Source organism: Chryseobacterium sp. W4I1 (assembly GCF_030816115.1).
GTDB lineage: Bacteria > Bacteroidota > Bacteroidia > Flavobacteriales > Weeksellaceae > Chryseobacterium.
This window is the reverse complement of the sequence record NZ_JAUSXQ010000001.1, coordinates 3387580-3404277: the sequence shown is the minus strand read 5'-3', so window position 1 is coordinate 3404277 and position 16698 is coordinate 3387580. Positions and strand designations below refer to the sequence as shown.

General features: G+C 36.7%; 18 protein-coding genes. 5 read left to right on the top strand and 13 right to left on the bottom strand.

Annotated features, from left to right (window positions below):
• Positions 1-30: 30 nt before the first annotated feature.
• The 4 genes from accB to pdxA all read right to left on the bottom strand — a co-directional run bounded on the left by accB (position 31) and on the right by pdxA (position 2617).
• A complete protein-coding gene (gene accB / locus QF044_RS15940) occupies positions 31-513 on the bottom strand; it encodes an acetyl-CoA carboxylase biotin carboxyl carrier protein (RefSeq protein ID WP_307269305.1) in 483 nt (160 codons plus the stop codon).
• 127 nt (positions 514-640) lie between these two features.
• Entirely contained in the window at positions 641-844 is a 204-nt protein-coding gene (gene rpmF / locus QF044_RS15935) for a 50S ribosomal protein L32 (RefSeq protein ID WP_039365059.1), read from the bottom strand.
• 66 nt (positions 845-910) lie between these two features.
• On the bottom strand, positions 911-1441 hold the full coding sequence (locus QF044_RS15930; RefSeq protein WP_307269303.1) for a DUF177 domain-containing protein: 531 nt from the start codon (positions 1439-1441) through the stop codon (positions 911-913).
• A gap of 84 nt (positions 1442-1525) precedes the next feature.
• Entirely contained in the window at positions 1526-2617 is a 1092-nt protein-coding gene (gene pdxA, locus QF044_RS15925; protein ID WP_307269302.1) for a 4-hydroxythreonine-4-phosphate dehydrogenase PdxA, read from the bottom strand.
• Positions 2618-2665: 48 nt separating this feature from the next.
• Between pdxA and QF044_RS15920 the strand changes: the two genes are divergently transcribed.
• From QF044_RS15920 to QF044_RS15910, 3 genes are read left to right on the top strand one after another with little or no spacing between them, the layout of a single operon-like run.
• Complete coding sequence (locus tag QF044_RS15920) at positions 2666-3250, top strand: riboflavin synthase (RefSeq protein ID WP_307269298.1); 585 nt, start codon at positions 2666-2668, stop codon at positions 3248-3250.
• 1 nt (position 3251) lies between these two features.
• Positions 3252-4706, top strand: coding sequence for a HAMP domain-containing sensor histidine kinase (locus tag QF044_RS15915; protein ID WP_307269296.1), 1455 nt, complete (start codon positions 3252-3254; stop codon positions 4704-4706).
• Positions 4706-5407 carry a tRNA1(Val) (adenine(37)-N6)-methyltransferase gene (locus tag QF044_RS15910; protein ID WP_307269295.1) on the top strand — a complete coding sequence of 234 codons (702 nt, stop codon included), beginning with the start codon at positions 4706-4708 and terminating at the stop codon, positions 5405-5407. The genes QF044_RS15915 and QF044_RS15910 overlap by 1 nt, the downstream gene beginning before the upstream one ends.
• Positions 5408-5464: 57 nt before the next feature.
• Here the strand turns inward: QF044_RS15910 and QF044_RS15905 are convergent, their stop codons facing one another.
• Together QF044_RS15905 and rpmH are read right to left on the bottom strand one after the other, a co-directional pair.
• Complete coding sequence (locus QF044_RS15905) at positions 5465-6175, bottom strand: cell division ATP-binding protein FtsE (RefSeq protein WP_307269294.1); 711 nt, start codon at positions 6173-6175, stop codon at positions 5465-5467.
• Between the two features lie 155 nt (positions 6176-6330).
• Positions 6331-6489, bottom strand: a complete 159-nt coding sequence (gene rpmH / locus QF044_RS15900; RefSeq protein WP_034701860.1) for a 50S ribosomal protein L34 — start codon at positions 6487-6489, stop codon at positions 6331-6333.
• A 236-nt stretch (positions 6490-6725) separates the two neighbouring features.
• On the opposite strand from rpmH, the gene QF044_RS15895 reads away from it, so the two are divergent.
• Positions 6726-7730: a bifunctional oligoribonuclease/PAP phosphatase NrnA gene (locus tag QF044_RS15895; RefSeq protein WP_307269293.1), complete on the top strand. Its 1005-nt coding sequence runs from the start codon at positions 6726-6728 to the stop codon at positions 7728-7730.
• A gap of 115 nt (positions 7731-7845) precedes the next feature.
• On the opposite strand, the gene QF044_RS15890 is transcribed toward QF044_RS15895, so the two are convergent.
• From QF044_RS15890 to tilS, 7 genes are all read right to left on the bottom strand, one after another.
• On the bottom strand, positions 7846-8655 hold the full coding sequence (locus QF044_RS15890) for a patatin-like phospholipase family protein (RefSeq protein WP_307269292.1): 810 nt from the start codon (positions 8653-8655) through the stop codon (positions 7846-7848).
• 71 nt (positions 8656-8726) lie between these two features.
• Positions 8727-9509: an alpha/beta fold hydrolase gene (locus tag QF044_RS15885; RefSeq protein WP_307269291.1), complete on the bottom strand. Its 783-nt coding sequence runs from the start codon at positions 9507-9509 to the stop codon at positions 8727-8729.
• Between the two features lie 114 nt (positions 9510-9623).
• A complete protein-coding gene (locus tag QF044_RS15880; RefSeq protein ID WP_307269289.1) occupies positions 9624-10148 on the bottom strand; it encodes a biopolymer transporter ExbD in 525 nt (174 codons plus the stop codon).
• A 194-nt stretch (positions 10149-10342) separates the two neighbouring features.
• Positions 10343-11896, bottom strand: coding sequence for a T9SS type A sorting domain-containing protein (locus QF044_RS15875; RefSeq protein ID WP_307269288.1), 1554 nt, complete (start codon positions 11894-11896; stop codon positions 10343-10345).
• Between the two features lie 152 nt (positions 11897-12048).
• Entirely contained in the window at positions 12049-13707 is a 1659-nt protein-coding gene (locus tag QF044_RS15870; protein ID WP_373462653.1) for a protein-disulfide reductase DsbD family protein, read from the bottom strand.
• A 62-nt stretch (positions 13708-13769) separates the two neighbouring features.
• A complete protein-coding gene (locus tag QF044_RS21610) occupies positions 13770-14117 on the bottom strand; it encodes a hypothetical protein (protein ID WP_373462651.1) in 348 nt (115 codons plus the stop codon).
• Positions 14114-15433: a tRNA lysidine(34) synthetase TilS gene (gene tilS / locus QF044_RS15865; protein WP_307269286.1), complete on the bottom strand. Its 1320-nt coding sequence runs from the start codon at positions 15431-15433 to the stop codon at positions 14114-14116. The genes QF044_RS21610 and tilS overlap by 4 nt, the downstream gene beginning before the upstream one ends.
• A 90-nt stretch (positions 15434-15523) precedes the next feature.
• Between tilS and QF044_RS15860 the strand changes: the two genes are divergently transcribed.
• Positions 15524-16357, top strand: coding sequence for an OmpA family protein (locus tag QF044_RS15860; RefSeq protein ID WP_307269285.1), 834 nt, complete (start codon positions 15524-15526; stop codon positions 16355-16357).
• The last annotated feature ends 341 nt before the right edge of the window (positions 16358-16698 follow it).

Here is a 16698-nt window from a genome sequence, read left to right as displayed (position 1 = left end):
ACATCTAATGTCTAACATCTAACCTCTAAATTAAGATGGATCTACTAAGAATAAAGGCTGGTCATATTCTACCGGAGTAGCATCATCTACCAAGATCTTCACGATTTTTCCGCTGATCTCAGAATCGATCTGGTTGAATAACTTCATTGCTTCAATTACACACACTACTTTTCCTATAGAAACCTCGTCGCCTACATTTACAAATACATCCTTATCCGGAGATGGCTTTCTGTAGAAAGTACCGATCATTGGAGATTTTATAACAACATATTTGCTATCGTCCGCCGCCACTTCCGCTTTTTCAGCTGGAGCCGCCGCCGGAGCTGCTGCAACATGAGCTGGAGCTGCTGCCTGAGGAGCTGTATGATAAACCGCTGGCTGTGCATAAACCGCATCATTACCGGCTAATGGAGTTTTAATGGTGATTTCGAAATCTTTAGTTTTGTATTTCACTTCTGAAACTTCAGCCTTAGATACAAACTTAATAAGATTCTGTATGTCTTTAATGTCCATAAAATTGATATTTGATTTTGGTTCAAAGATACCAAAAAAACGTAAAAAACAACAAAAAACCGCTCAATTTTATCAAAATTGAGCGGTTTTTGTATTAAAATGAGGCTTTTTCAGTGAAAAGCGACTCTTAGTTTTCTTCTGTAGTTGCTACTTCTTTTTCCAATACTACTTTACCTCTATAGTAAAGTTTTCCTTCATGCCAGTGAGCTCTGTGGTAAAGGTGAAGTTCACCAGTTGCTGCGTCTTTCGCTAATTGAGGAACTACTGCTTTATAATGAGTTCTTCTCTTATCTCTTCTTGTGGACGACTGTCTTCTTTTAGGATGTGCCATTTTGAATAACTTTTTTAATTGATGAGCGATGAGATTCATCATCTCATCATATTTAAATTATTTTATTTAATTATTGTCTTTTAACTTCTTCAGTGCTTCCCATCTAGGGTCGCTATCATGTTTCTCTTCCTCTGCTTCTTCAATATCTTTTGGACTGAACTTATTCAGAATTTCCAGATCATCATCGCTTATGTTCGGTGAAATTTTCTTCATCGGTATAGAAAGCTGTACGTTTTCGTAAATCAGCTGTGCCACATTGAATGCGTGATCTGAGGTTGGGATGGTAATGACATCTTCATTGCTGTCATCATATTCTTCACCAAAATTCACCAAAATTCTGATCTCATTTTCAATAGGATAGTCGAATTCATCATTTGTAAGGTCACAAATGAGTTCTACAGTCCCGTGTACTTTGATCTCAAATTCTAAAAATGTAGTATGTTTTTCAAGAAAAACATCAGCTATTATTTTAGGATTTGTAAATTCCTGTTCAGTGTCAAATAATTGAAAGAACGCTTTTTCTATCTCAAATTTGAACGTATGCTTTCCGTTTTTAAGTCCGGAAAAGCTTACATCATAGTTTCTTAACTTGTCCATAAAATGAGTGTGCAAAAATATGCAATTTTTTTATAATAACAAATAAATTCTACAACAAATTAATTTAAAATTTGTTTTAACGGATTAAGCTTCATGATCATCAGGCAGATCTTCATCTACACCATTATCAACATTCACCCTTCTCGGCTGCATACGATTGTTCATCAGATCGTTATATTCACTTCTGTTTTTAAAAATTTTAATGGCAGTGAAAATAGCTTCGGTAAAACTCTGTTCATCAGCAATATTTTTTCCTGCAATATCGTAAGCTACCCCATGGTCAGGGGATGTTCTGATGAATGGAAGACCGGCTGTATAATTCACACCTTCTTCATACGCTAACGTTTTGAATGGAGCCAATCCCTGGTCATGGTACATTGCCAAAACAGCATCAAAGTTTCTGTATTTATTCGGCTGGAAGAAACTGTCTGCAGGATAAGGCCCAAAAGCTAATGTTCCATTATCTGAAAGTTCCTTTATTGCCGGCTCAATGATCTCAATCTCCTCTTTTCCTATTACACCGCCATCTCCTGCATGAGGATTCAGACCCAGTACCGCAATTTTTGGTTTTTGAACGCAGAAATCTTCAATCAAAGTCTGATTGAGAGCTCTGATTTGTTTCTTTATTTTTTCTTTAGAAATGTTTTCTGCAACGCTGGCGATCGGTATATGGTGGGTAGATACTGCTACTTTAAGGTCTTCTGTCACTAAGAACATCAGTCCTTTTTTGCTGAATTTCTCTTCAAAATACCCTGTGTGTCCAGTGTGCTTGAAACCCATCTTTACCATTTCATCCTTATTGATAGGAGCTGTAACAAGGACGTCAATGTCGCCTTTCATTAAAGCTTCGGTAGCCAGTTCAAGAGATTCAATAGCCATTTTGGTGGATTCTTCCGTTGGAACGCCCAATTCTACATTCACATTCTCTTTGGTTAGGTTCACCATATTAAGTTTTCCCGGCTGCGCCTGTGATGCTTCATTAACGTAGTTGAAATTCAGATTCAGCTTGAAAATATTTTTCTGGAAGGTAAATAACTTTCCCGAGCCAAAAATTACCGGAGTAAAAAAGTCCGTAATGGTTTTGTCTTTCAGAGACTTCATGATGATCTCCGGGCCGATGCCGTTAAAATCACCGATTGAAATTCCTACTCGTACTTTATGGTTTTTTGGGCTCATTTTGATTATCTTTGAAGATTATAATTTACAAATTTAGCAAAAAATAATATGTTCACAGGAATTATTGAAGCAGTTGGTGTAATTGAAAAAATTGAGGAAAAAGGAAGCAACATAGATTTCACCCTAACATGTCCTTTTACAAACGAATTAAAAATAGACCAAAGCCTTGCTCATAACGGATGTTGCCTGACCGTTGTTGAAATCAAAGATAATCAGTATGTCGTAACAGCAATCAACGAAACCCTGGAGAAAACTAATCTTGGAAAATGGGAGACGGGTACAGTTGTGAATCTTGAGCGATGTATGAAAATGGATGGCAGATTAGACGGACATATTGTTCAGGGACATGTGGATAAGACCGGTGAAGTAGTTGGAATAGAAAATAAAGACGGAAGCTATTTTATTACCATTAAATATGAAGATAACGGCAATTTTGTAACGGTTCCACAGGGTTCTATTACTGTAAATGGAATCAGCCTGACCGTTGCAAAAAGTGAAGATACACAGTTTTCTGTGGCCATTATTCCTTATACCTGGGAGTTTACCAATATGCAGCATCTCAAAATAGGAGATCAAGTTAATTTAGAATTTGACATCATTGGTAAGTATATTGCTAGGTTAATTAAAAAGTAGGATGCCGATTAATAAATACAAAGGATATAGTTTAAGGAACCGCGTGTTTTTCGGATTCCTGCTGGTTTGCTTTTTAAGTGTTGTTGCGACATCATTGGTTCCTTATTTTGTCTTAAGGAATAACTCTCTCCAGCAGAGCAATATCGATATGCAGGAGAAAACCAATGCGGTAATGAGATATCTGGACTATGCAGTAAGCCGTACTCTTGTAGAGACAAAGGATCTTCCGAATGTATTGGGAAATAAGATTTTTGAAATAGCAGATATTAACCAGCATGATATTGTGATCTATGATCTGAAAGGTAATTACCTTCTTTCCAATAAAGACGAAAGCCTGATTGATCATCAAACTATTCCTGTTAATATTGTTAATAAAATTCTGGCTACAGATTCCAGAGTGGACATTAAAGGGTACGACAAAAAGAAAGATGCCGTATTTACCTCTTCTTATCTGCTCTTAAAGAATAATGAGCTTGCCCCCGTAGGAATTGTTTATATTCCTTTGTATCATAATGAATCTGCCTATCTGGATGTTCTCAGCCAGTATATCAAATATATTCTTCTTGTCGATATTTTTCTGATTTTGTTCAGTATCTGGATAAGTTGGGTGACTTCCAACAGCTTGGCCAAAAATATCACAAAATTTTCTGATATGATCACGCGTATTACACTATTTGAAAATGAAATGCGCCCTATAAGATATTATAAAAATGATGAGCTTAATGCTTTGGCAAGAGCTTACAACAGGATGATTCTTCAGATCCAGGACCAGAAAGAAAGACTTCGTTTTAAAGCTTCTGAAGAGGCGTGGAGGGAAATGGCAAAACAGGTAGCCCATGAGGTGAAAAATCCGCTTACGCCAATGAAGCTTACCATTCAGAATTTTGAAAGAAAATTTGATCCGGAAGATCCAAATATCAGAGAAAGAGTAAAACAGATGAGCAAGACCATGGTAGATCAGATTGATCTTATTGCTACTGTTGCTTCAGCTTTCTCGGAATTTGCCAAGCTTCCTGAAAAAAATAATGAAATCATCAACCTGAATACGGAAGTGGAAGATATTCTGCGTGTCTTCAATGATGACAGTATCTTTATGCATTCTAATAAAAGTAATATTATGATCAATATGGATAAAATTTACCTTTCCAGGATCATCACCAATCTTGTCACTAATGCCAAACAGGCGCAGAGCGATGAACGCAAGCTGATCATCAATGTAGACGTGGAACAACACCAGAGAAGAGTGATGATTTCCATTCAGGATAACGGTATCGGAATTCCGGAAAATATGTACGAAAGAATATTTGAGCCTAATTTTACGTCTAAAAACAGCGGCATGGGACTTGGTCTTTCGATGGTAAGAAAAATGATCGAAGATTACAAAGGCGAGATCACAGTGAAGTCAGAAGTAGGGAAGGGATCTACATTTACCATTACACTTCCTACCAATTTATAGTGAAACCTTTTACATTTAAATATTTCGAAATCCAGCAATCAAAAGAGGTCTTCCGTGTAGGAACAGACGGTGTGTTGCTTGGCGCATTGGCGGATGTAACAAAAGTTTCTTCCGTTTTGGAAATTGGAACCGGAACCGGCTTGATTTCTTTGATGCTGGCCCAGAGAAATACAAGTGCATCTTTCTTAGGATTGGATATCAATAAGGAAGCTGTTTTGCTTACCAAAACAAATTTTGAACAGTCTCCTTTTCATTTGAGACTGAAAAATATTCATCAGGATCTTAAAGCCTTTCAGACTGGGGATAAGTTTGATTTGATTGTTTCCAATCCACCTTATTTTGAAGAATCAGGTTCTGATAAAGATAAAATTGCCCGCCAGACTATAGAATTAAATTTTCAGCAACTTATTGAATCTTCTGTGAAATTACTTTCTGATCAGGGAATTTTTTCCGTTATTATACCTGATGAAGCTGGTAGTAGCTTTGTTCAGGTAGCTTCGGAAAACCACTTGTTTTTAAGGCGCAAAATCAATATTAAAGGAATTGAGAATTCAAAAACGAAAAGATTAGTTTTGGAATTTTCGCTAACAGAAAGTCGGCTTGAAGAATCTGATTTTGTGATAGAAAAAAGTCCGAGACAATACTCGGACCAATATCTTGAACTCACCAGGGAATTTCATATTTTTAAAAGAAAAGGTTAGAAGCTAATTGATAAATGGGTAATCTTTATCTTATTTCTAAATCTTTCAAATTTCATTTTATTCAAACAGTTCTGCTGTGTCCAGCACGGAAACTTTTCCATCCTCACATCTGATCGCTTCTCCAGGGAAGTTTTGGATCATATGATAATCATGGGTTGCCATTACTACTGCGGCGCCGTTTTCAAGGGCTACCTGCTTTAGAAGCGTCATAATTTCATTGGAAGTTTCAGGGTCAAGGTTTCCTGTAGGCTCATCGGCAAGGATAAGATCCGGGTGGTTCAGTAAGGCTCTGGCAATAGCGACACGCTGCTGCTCTCCTCCTGAAAGTTCGTGCGGCATCTTATGCTTTTTGCTCTTCATGTTTACGCTGCTCAAAACTTCGTTGATGCGGTCTTCCATTTTTACTTTATCATTCCATCCTGTTGCTTCAAGAACGAATTTTAAGTTTTTCTCAACCGTCCTGTCGGAAAGCAATTGGAAATCCTGAAATACAATTCCTAATTTTCTTCTCAGATTGGGAATGTCTGAAGGTCTTAGTTTTGCAATATCAAAACCTACCACAGCTCCATGTCCTGATGCCAAAGGAATGTGTCCGTAAAGCGTCTTTAGAAGAGAGCTTTTCCCGGAACCTGTTTTTCCGATAAGGTAGCAGAATCTGCCTTTTTTGATGTTAAGATTAACGTCAGTAAGAACAGTGAAGTTTTTTTGTGCAATCTTTGCGTGCTGTAAGCTTATTATATTATCTCCGGAGATATTTGTATGCGGCATAATTCAGTTTTATCGTGCTATTTCTAAAATATTTTTTCAGATCTTAAAAATAGAAAAAAGAAGCTTAAGAAACCTAAATTTTAGGAAATTTTAACAACAAAAAATGCCTGAAAAACTTCTTTTCAAGCATGATCTGTATATGATAATTCGAGATATTATCTCTTAGCGCGCGCTGCACTAACAGTTAAACTCTTTCTGCCTTTAGCTCTTCTTGCTGCCAAAACTCTTCTCCCGTTTGGCGTAGACATTCTTTCTCTGAAACCGTGTTTGTTTCTTTTCTTTCTCTCTGATGGTTGGAATGTTCTTTTACTCATTACTATATATTTAAATCGTAATTAATCTATTAATTTTCAGGTTGCAAAGATATAGAAATTTTTAAAAGTTACAAATTTTACGTATCTTTTTTTAGAAATTATTTTAAATGTTTTGATCTCCATACAGGCAAACTCTGCCTGGAAACGAAATTTCCGGGTCAGAAATAATATTGTAGATGATTTTATTTAAAAGCTCTATCTTTGGAAACTCAAATTTAAAGAAAAATAAACACACGATGTTTACACCAGCAGAACTTTTAGATATCAATACATTACTTACGCCTGAAAGCAAGATAGTTATCCTTACCCATTATAATCCGGATGGCGATGCTATCGGCTCCAGTTTGGGGCTGAAACATTATCTGACGGCAAAGGGAATTCCTGCAGAAGTAATCGTACCAAATGATTTTCCGAAATTCCTGAAATGGATGCCGGAATCTAAAAAGGTAATCATCGGAGAATATAAGAGAAAATATGCTTTTGAGCTCATCAGCAGTGCAGATGTTATTTTCTGCCTTGATTTTAATTCGCCTTCCAGAATAGGAATATTGGGAGACTGGCTGACCAGGGCTAAAGCTAAAAAAATTCTTATCGACCATCATCAGCAGCCTGAAAATTTTGATTTTGTCTATTCTGATACGGTCATTCCTGCCACTTCACAGATGATCTATCATTTTATTGAAGCAATGGAGGATGAGGCACTGGTTAATCAGAATATTGCGGAATGTCTTTATACCGGCATCATGACGGATACCGGTGGTTTCCGTTTCCGTTCTACAAGTGCAACTACCCATAGGATTATTGCTAATTTAATAGAAAAAGGAGCTGATCCATCCGTAATTACTTCAAATACCTGGGATACGAATACTGTTTCCCGTCTTCATCTCCTTGCTCTTGTACTGGGAAGAATAGAAGTGGTGAATGACGGTACGGTGGCTGTCTTATCTTTAACAAGAAATGAACTGAAAGAATTTGGTTTTCAGAAAGGAGATACAGAAGGTTTTGTAAATTATGGACTGAGTATTGCCGGTGTAAAAATGGCGGCTTTCTTTATGGAAGATCTGTATGATGATTTTATTAAAATTTCTTTCAGAAGTAAAGATGATGTAGATGTGAATCAGTTCTCCAGAAAATATTTCAGTGGCGGCGGGCACATTAATGCCGCGGGAGGAAAATCTGATGAATCTCTTGCCGATACGATTGAAACATTCAAGAAAAGACTAGAGGAGGATAAATTGTAATGTATTCAAGACAAGATAAAGGCAATTGTAAGAGGTAATATTATCATTAAATCTGTTTAACCTTATTAAACAGTTTATTCTTCTTATGTTTCAAAAAAATAAGATTTAAACAGGTTTAGACTCTTGTTATTAAATCCTTAGTATATCCTTTCTCTTCCAGTTCTTTACATGTATATTCATAAACTTCCTGAAACATCACGTCAAGGTTTTTCTTACTGAAAAGACTGAATTTTGTCATTTTAGGCGGGTCTAAAAAAATATCACAGGACTTCACTTTAGAATAAACGGATTTGGCAATGGCTAAGTGAAGAATCCTGTCAAATTCTTTCATCAGACTCATTTTTTTGAGTTCATCATAGCTTATAGAATTGACGTGGGAGGCAATTAAAAAGTCACATTTGTCAATAATAGGTTCTATAGGAAGATTATCCAGGACACCACCATCTACATATATTTTTTCACCCATCCTTACCGGAGGCAGAATGAACGGAACACTTGATGAGGCCAGAAGGGGTGCGAAAAGTTCTCCTTCTGAAAAGAAATCCACAATTCCGTGAGTCATTTCTGTAGCAGTAACATAAACAGGGATTTTTAAGATCTTAAAATCATTCTCGGGAAAATAATCGGTCAATAGTTTTAAAATGAAATTTGAGCTGAAAATACCATTTTTAGACAGTTTCAGATAAGACCTCGAAAAGAAAGTCGTATGCCTTACAATATCCATCATCTCATCCGGTGATTTGCCGAAAGAATAGAAAGCTCCTACAATAGAGCCTGCACTGGTTCCTGAGATGATATGAGGCTTCAGGTTATATTCTTCCAGGGCCTTGAGTACTGCAATATGTGCAATTCCACGCATTCCTCCACCCGAAAGTGTAAGCCCGATGACTGGCGGTTTCTTTTTTTTGAAAGAGAATAAACCCATTGAGATAATTAATCTTTACTAATATACAAGAAATTTTGATAGGTATAGTCTGGAACCACCACTGCATATTTTTACATAACTATTTTTTTGGGCAGATTATGAAGAAGCTCTGTATTGATAATTTCTGCACAGATGCCGGGTTTCTCCCAGTGTCCGTTGTGTCCGCAGTCAAGAACATATGATTTTATATTGGTTCTGTCAGGAAGATGTTTGATAACCATATCTGTTTTTACGGCATTATCATGCTTTCCGGCTAAAACTAAAATTTTGGCCTCCAGATTTTCCATGATATGTTTTTTATCCGTTCTTGCCACCATTCCTTTTACACAGGCAAGGGCTCCCAGATTATTGGTGGCAAGGGCTGTTTCAAGAGCGGTCTCTACTTTTCCTTCCAGGATATCTCTTTCATTAGGGTTGAACAGATTGGGAACTCCTGCTCTTGCGTAATGGGCAAAAGCATCCTGTATGATTCTGTAGCTTTTAATGCGCTGCTGTTTCTTCTCTTCATCATCAGGAAAATAGGTTGAGAAGAATAAGGTAAGACTTTTCAGCGTGTCAGGATACTTGTCAGCAAAGGCCAGTGCAGTGTAGCCGCCCATGGAATGTCCAAGCAGGTGCACTTTATCAAGTTTTTCCTTATCTAAAACTTTTTTTACTTCATCAGCCATCAGTTCCATGGTATGAACGTCTGCCAGAATATCTGACTGTCCATGACCGGGAAGATCTATTTTTAACAGAGAGAAATCTTTAGAAAGATGAGGTTCCATGTCGCTCCAGATAGACAGGTTTTCCATAAAGCCGTGAAGTAGTACCAAAGTTTCTTTTCCGTTTCCTTTTCTTTCAAAATTCAGCATGGTCGTAGATGTTATAACAGTTAAAAATATTTCAGAAGATAATTTCAGGTCTTGAAATCTATTCTATCTTCAAATTTAAATAAAAAAAGAGCATTCTAAAAATGCTCTTCTGTGTTATTTGGTTAATTCTGTATACACTTTCTTTTCCCAGGGTTTTATATCAGTAACGCCATATCTTTCTTTTTTAGAGATCGCAATATTGTCCAGGATATCTACAAAATTCTTATAATTAGCTTCATCGGTTGGTTTTACAATAACGGTAAAGTTTTCAGGTACCGGTGCGTTTTTATAGGCTTCAGAAATAATCTGTGAGATTTTCACTCCACTGAAATCCGTTTCCTTTAAATTCCCGGAATTGAGATCCTTCTCATTACTTTGGTGGTAAAATACTCTGTTGTCCTTTCCTAATATAAAGGTAACCTGATTTTTATCTCCAATATGAGGAATATCTATTGGATGCGGATTGGGGTCCTTTGCCGGAAGTCCCAGATCCATTACATTGGGTTTTGTAAAATTGGTAGTGAACATGAAGAAGGTGATTAGTAGAAATCCCAAATCTACCATTGGGGTCATATCTACCCGGATTAGTTTTTTCTTTTGTTTGCCTCCTGATTTTTCTTGTGCAATTACTTCAGCCATGATTTCATATTTTTAAATGTTAAACGGTACTTGATGAAGCGTCTAGAATTCATCGTGATTCGAGGGAATCGATGCAAAGTCTGTACCTAAATTTATTAAATGATATGAAAAATCAAAAATAAATTATAATTTAACATTAAAACGCATTATAGTTATTTGAATTCATAATGTTTTATGATACTTTATGGATTTGTTTATTGTTTTCTTATGATCAGTTTGTCGGATAAAATAATTTTCCCCTGATGCTGAACCTGAATAAGATACACGCTATTGTTGAATTGAGAAACAGGGATGTTGATCTTTTTCTCTTTGTATTTTTGGGTGAAACGATTTCTTCCGGACATATCGGTAATATGTACAACCGTTTCTGCGGGAAGATGATCCAGATGGATCATATCTTTTGCCGGATTAGGATAGATAATGGGCTTATTAATAAGTTGAGTTTCTCCAGTGTTTAATTGGGTGGAACTTAATTTGACAATCCAGGCGTCATTGTTTCCGTGGTAACCCGTAATGTTCCCGTCTGCAGAAAAAATCATACCTGCGATTATATATCCGCTATCAGCTGTCTGCTGAATGGAATAGGCTTCATCAAAATCACTTCCACCCAATGGTTTCTGCCATTGTATGTTTCCTGTGTCATCTAATTTTACGATCCAGAAATCGAAACTTCCATGATTTCCTGTAATATGACCATCTAAAGAACCAGTTGCCCCGGCGACAATATATCCTCCGTCAGAAGTTTGTTGGGTAGAATAGGGGTGATCTTCACCGCTGCCCCCAAAATATCTTTGCCATAATGTATTTCCATTAGAATCTAATTTTGCCACACAATAATTAGATGTTCCAAACATTAGCGGTATTTCAGAGTTTGTAGAATTAGACATGCCCGCAACAATATATCCTCCATCTGATGTTTGTTGGATAGACTGTGCAGTATCAGCAAGATTACCCATTAATGATTTCTCCCATTGTATCATTCCTGAGGCATCTAATTTTACGATCCAAAAATCTCCGTTTCCATAATTTATACTAATGTCTCCATTAGTAGAACTACCTGTGCCTGCCAAAATATATCCTCCGTCAGAAGTCTGTTGGATTGAATTTGCTCCTTCATAAGAAGTTCCGCCCAGTGACTTCTGCCATTGCATAGTTCCTGAGGCGTCTAATTTTACAATCCAGTAATCGGAAATTCCATGATTTCCTGTGACATCTCCGTTGGTAGAATAAGATTCACCGGCAACGATATAGCCGCCGTCGGTAGTTTGTCGGATACAATTGGCCACATCCTGATTACTTCCACCTAATGATTTTTGCCATTGCAGAGTTCCTGAAGCATCTAATTTCACGATCCAGTAATCAAAATTTCCATGATTTCCTGTCACATCTCCGTCGTTGGAATTAGATTCTCCCGCAATAATATATCCTCCGTCAGAGGTTTGCTGAATAAAATTGGCGTTGTCATTAGAACTTCCACCCAGTGATTTTTGCCATTGTATCGTTCCTGAGGCATCCAGTTTTACAATCCAGTAATCAGAACCTCCATGATTTCCCGTCACATCTCCGTCAGTAGAATTAGATAATCCGGCAACAATATAACCTCCATCTGAGGTTTGCTGGACAGATTTTGCATGCTCTCCCTGGCTTCCACCCAGTGATTTCTGCCATTGTATAGCAGGGGAGGTCTGTGCCGGCAGAAAGGAATAAATGATAAGAGAAAATAAAAAAGTAAATTTAAAATAGTTCATATGTAATTGTAATTGAGTGACTCAGGGTGTAATTTAATAAAAAAAAAGAATTGTTCTCAAATCAATTAGTAAGTGTAGATTTATTTCTAGTAAGTGTAAGAAAAAGCCTTACCAAAATAAATTGATAAGGCTTACATTATTTAGATAAGATCTTATTTATTTTTCTTATAATAATTTACTCCACATTCAAGGAACTTTTTAAAATCTTCTTTCGGCATATATCCCGATACAGGAGTGTTGATTACTTTTCCATCCGGTGTTATCAAAACGTAGTGCGGCTGGGAATTATTATTAAAATTCACCTGTTGGAACAGGCTCCATCGGTCACCGATTGTTTTTACCTTTTTCACCTGTCCGTCTCCAAGATCAATTTTTGTTTTCTGATCTTCAGGAAGTTCCTCCTTATCATCTACATATAAAGAAGCAAGTACCACGTCATTTTGCAGAATGGGAAGAATGTCCGGTTCACTCCAAACAAATTCCTCCATCTTTCGGCAATTTTCGCAGCCGTAACCGGTAAAGTCAATTAAAATAGGCTTGTCTTCTTTTTTGGCAAGCTCAATAGCTTTGAAGAAATCATGCTCAGGATGCATTCCCAGAATACCGTCTTTTTCATCATGGAAATAACTGACGTTCAGTGGAGGTAAAATCCCACTTAATAACTGAAGTTTTGGACGTTCGGCAGGAATTAATCCCTGAATAAGATAAATAACAAAACCAATTCCCAATGCGCCCAATATCTTTCTTGTAATTGAAATCTTTGGTTTTTTATCATCATGCGGAAATCTTATAATTCCGAAAAGATATAAAGTCAGTCCTAATGCAACAACGATCCAGATGGCAATGAAAAGTTCTCTTTTTAATAAGAATGTTTTCGAAACCAGATCAGCTTTAGATAAGAACTTTAAAGCTAAAGCCAGTTCTACAAATCCAAGAACCACTTTTACCGTATTCATCCATCCTCCTGATTTCGGAAGACTCTTTAAAGCCTGCGGGAATAAAGCCAGCAGTCCGAAAACGATAGCCCAGGCCAATCCAAATCCGGCTAATGCAAAAGTAAGCAGCATCGGAACATTAGACGATCCAGTTACAGCACTTCCTAATAAACCACCCAGAATAGGTCCGGTACAAGAGAAAGAAACAATAACCAGAGTCAACGCCATAAAGAAAATACCAACCAGTCCGCCAGCTTCTTCTGCTTTTGAAGATTTGTTGGCAATAGAGCTCGGAAGCGTGATGTCATAATATCCGAAGAAACTTCCTGCAAAGAAAATGAATATGATAAAGAAGGCAATATTCAGCCAGACACTTGTAGATATTTCATTGAAAACATTTCCTGCAATTCCATCAATCAAATGGAACGGAACACTTAATAATACAAAGATCAGAAGGATAAAAAATCCATAGATCAATGCATCTCTCTTACCTTTTGCCTTATTGCTGCTTCCTTTGGTAAAAAAAGAAACCGTAAGCGGAATCATAGGAAAAACGCAAGGTGTCAGTAAAGCGATTAAACCTCCGGCAAATCCTAAAAATAAATAAGTCCAGTAATTTTCACTTACTTTTTCTGTCGTGGTTCCACAGTCAGTTAAAGGTTTCTGGAAATCAATAGTTGCTATTTTTAACTGCTTAGGATCCAATTGAGAAACCGCAGTAACCGTCACGTCTCCTTTTGCCGGATTTGTAGCAACCGTTTCTATCGCTTTTACCGAATCTTTTACCGGTTCAGTTTTTTCCTCTGCTATTTCTGCTACAGCACCTTTCGGAGTTACTTTTTGATTGAATTCTAAAGTGTTGGGAGCCAGACACACCCGGTCGTCACAAGTCTGATAGGTTATTTCGGAAGTAACATCTCCTGGTTTTGCAGGATCTTTTAATTTGAATTTCTGTTTAAAACCGGCAGAGTTAGAAAATAAAAAACAATCGTTCCACCGAAAGCTTCCGAAAATTCTTCGTGTTTTTTACCCACTTCTGTGAATTTTCCGATCAGTTCAATATTCTTTCCTGAAACTTTATATTCAGTAGGAATTCCTGTGTCCTCAGGCAGATCTTTGGAATAGATATGCCATCCACTTTCCATGGTAGCATTCAAAACAGCTTCATATTGATTGTTCCCCAGATCGTTGATCGTGAACTTGAATTTTACAGGATTCTTGATCTGTGCATTCATTCCTGCCGCTAAAAGCAGCAACACTGCTAAAAACCAGTTTCTAAATTTCATTTTTTCTTTTCATTAAAAATTTTGAGAATACTTTCCGTTTTCTCATCCTTTGCATATCTTCTGTCCTGTCTGAAAGGGATTATCCCAAGTACGGAATTGTTGCCGTCACACAGGATCCAAATTTTTGGCCTCGCTAAAATAGATAATTTTTCGTCCCTAAAAAACTTAGAAACTTTCTTTTTGCCTGAAAATCCCGTCGGATAAAACTCATCGCCATCCTGCTGTTTTCTCAAATGCAGTGGGAAATGGAGCTTGGCAGCATCAAATTCCCATTCAAAATGGTTATTGATTCCGTCAATATTTTCAATTGTGTTTTCAAGACTGATACTGAGCCGGTTTTCAGAAAAATCAAAACCTTCAGTAAGAACGATTTCATTTTCTGTTTCCTGATCTTTGTTCTTATTTACGAGAATTAATTCATTCCGGTTGATGATTAAGTGATAATCTTTTGAAAAAAAAGAACTTCCGTTTTCTGCAGTAAAAATTTTAGGAATTTCTTCCTCCTGATTAAAACCATATTTCTTTAAAATCTCAAACTGTACGAAAGTGCTTTCCTGAACCAGCTTTTCCTTTGATAGGATTTTATAGTCAGGGTTAAATACGGTGAGTTGATTTTCTATATTTTCAATTTGTTTCTGTACAAAATCCTTTGTTTGGTTAAGATAAGAGGAGCTCTTTTGGAAGTTTTCCAGAAAATGATCATTGGTTTCTAAAAGTTTGGGAATAACCTCATTCCTGATCTTATTTCTTAAATAATCACTTTTTTTATTGGAAAGATCTTCCCGAAAATCAATTTTATTGTTTTCAGCATACTCATAAATTTCATTTTTTGAAAAATTGAGAAGCGGGCGAAGCGTGTTATTACTTCCCGCAGGAATTCCACTTAGACCGTTGATTCCGGAAGCTTTCGAAAGATTGATGAGGAAAGTTTCAAGCTGATCATTCAGATGATGGGCAGTAACAAGAAATTTTAGTCTTTCTTTTTCCTGGATATCTCTGAAAAAACGGTAACGGAGTTCTCTTGCCCAAAGCTGAATAGAATTTTCAGGTTTTTTATCTTTTTCTGATACCTGATACAGGTGAAATGGGATATGATTTTTCTCACAAAAATCCTGAACCGTTTTTTGATCCAGATCCGAATCTTCTCCCCGAAGTTTATAATTGATATGAGCAATATGGTAAGACAGCCCCAAAGCCTCAAAAAGAGAGGCCAGAACCATAGAATCTGCACCGCCACTTACCGCCAGAAGATAGCTGTAATTTTCCGGGTCACGGACAAGATTTTCCAGTTGATTTTTAAAACTATTTTTTTCCAAAAGGTATGTTGTGGATTTCTTATATGCAAAGATAATCCATATAATTCAATTGAATTTCCCTAACTTTGATTCGTCTAAAAATGATTATTTATGAAGATTTTAAAAATTTTAGCAGTTTCTGCGATGGCGTTGGGATTGACATCTTGTATCAGCAAGAAGCAATATGACGCTTTAAGCTCAAACTATAAGCAGTGTATTGAAAATATTGGTGAAAGACAGAGAGAGATCCAGGATCTGAAGTCTCAGAATTCAGCTTTAACCGGCGAAAATAATCTCTTGAAAAGTCAGCATGATGCTTTGAAATCATCTTTGGATGCATGTCTTTCCAATACAGGCAAAAGCTCAGCTAACATTGATAAACTGGTTGGTGAGATTAATGCTTCCAATTCTTATATCAAACAGCTGATTTCAAACAATGCTAAAAATGACAGTCTGAACCTTGCTTTGTCTAACAAGCTTAAGAGATCTCTTGATAATGTAACAGATGATGATGTACAGGTAAAAGTATTGAAAGGAGTGGTGATGATCTCCCTTTCAGATAAAATGTTATATAAGACAGGAGATTATAATATTCTTCCAGCTGCACAAGAAGTGTTAGGGAAAGTGGCTAAAGTGATCAATGATTATGATAAATATTCAGTATTGATCGAAGGGAACACAGATAATGCTCCTTTAAACTCTCCAAATCTGCCAAGAGACAACTGGGATCTTTCTGCATTGAGAGGGACTTCTATTGCTAAAGTTCTTCAGACACAATTCGGTGTGGATCCTGCGAGAATCACAGCAGGTGGTCGTTCAGAATACAACCCGAAGGCAACAAATATGAGTGTTTCCGGAAGAGCGGAAAACAGGAGAACAGAAATCATCATTATGCCTAAGCTTGATGAATTTATGAAATTGATGGATATTGCTCCTAAAAAGTAATTGAAACAACATATCAAAAAGAAATCCCGAAGTCATTCGGGATTTCTTTTTGATATCAAATTAATTCTTCTTTCTTCAATAATGAAATCATTCGATTCAAAAATGATTTGGATATTTGCTTCTTAGCTTTTTTAGACGAAGAACCCGCTTTGCTTTTCAGCAATGCGGTCTTCTGATTCTCGGTTTTATTTAGTTTTCCCCCTGCATTCATTTCTATTTTCTCTTAGTGTTTTTACCCTTTGTTCTCTGCAAATGTATCATTATGCTTCTTATAAACATATCCGTATTTTCACGGTATTTTAATCCGGGTTTTCCCGGAATAATGAATTAATTCAATTATT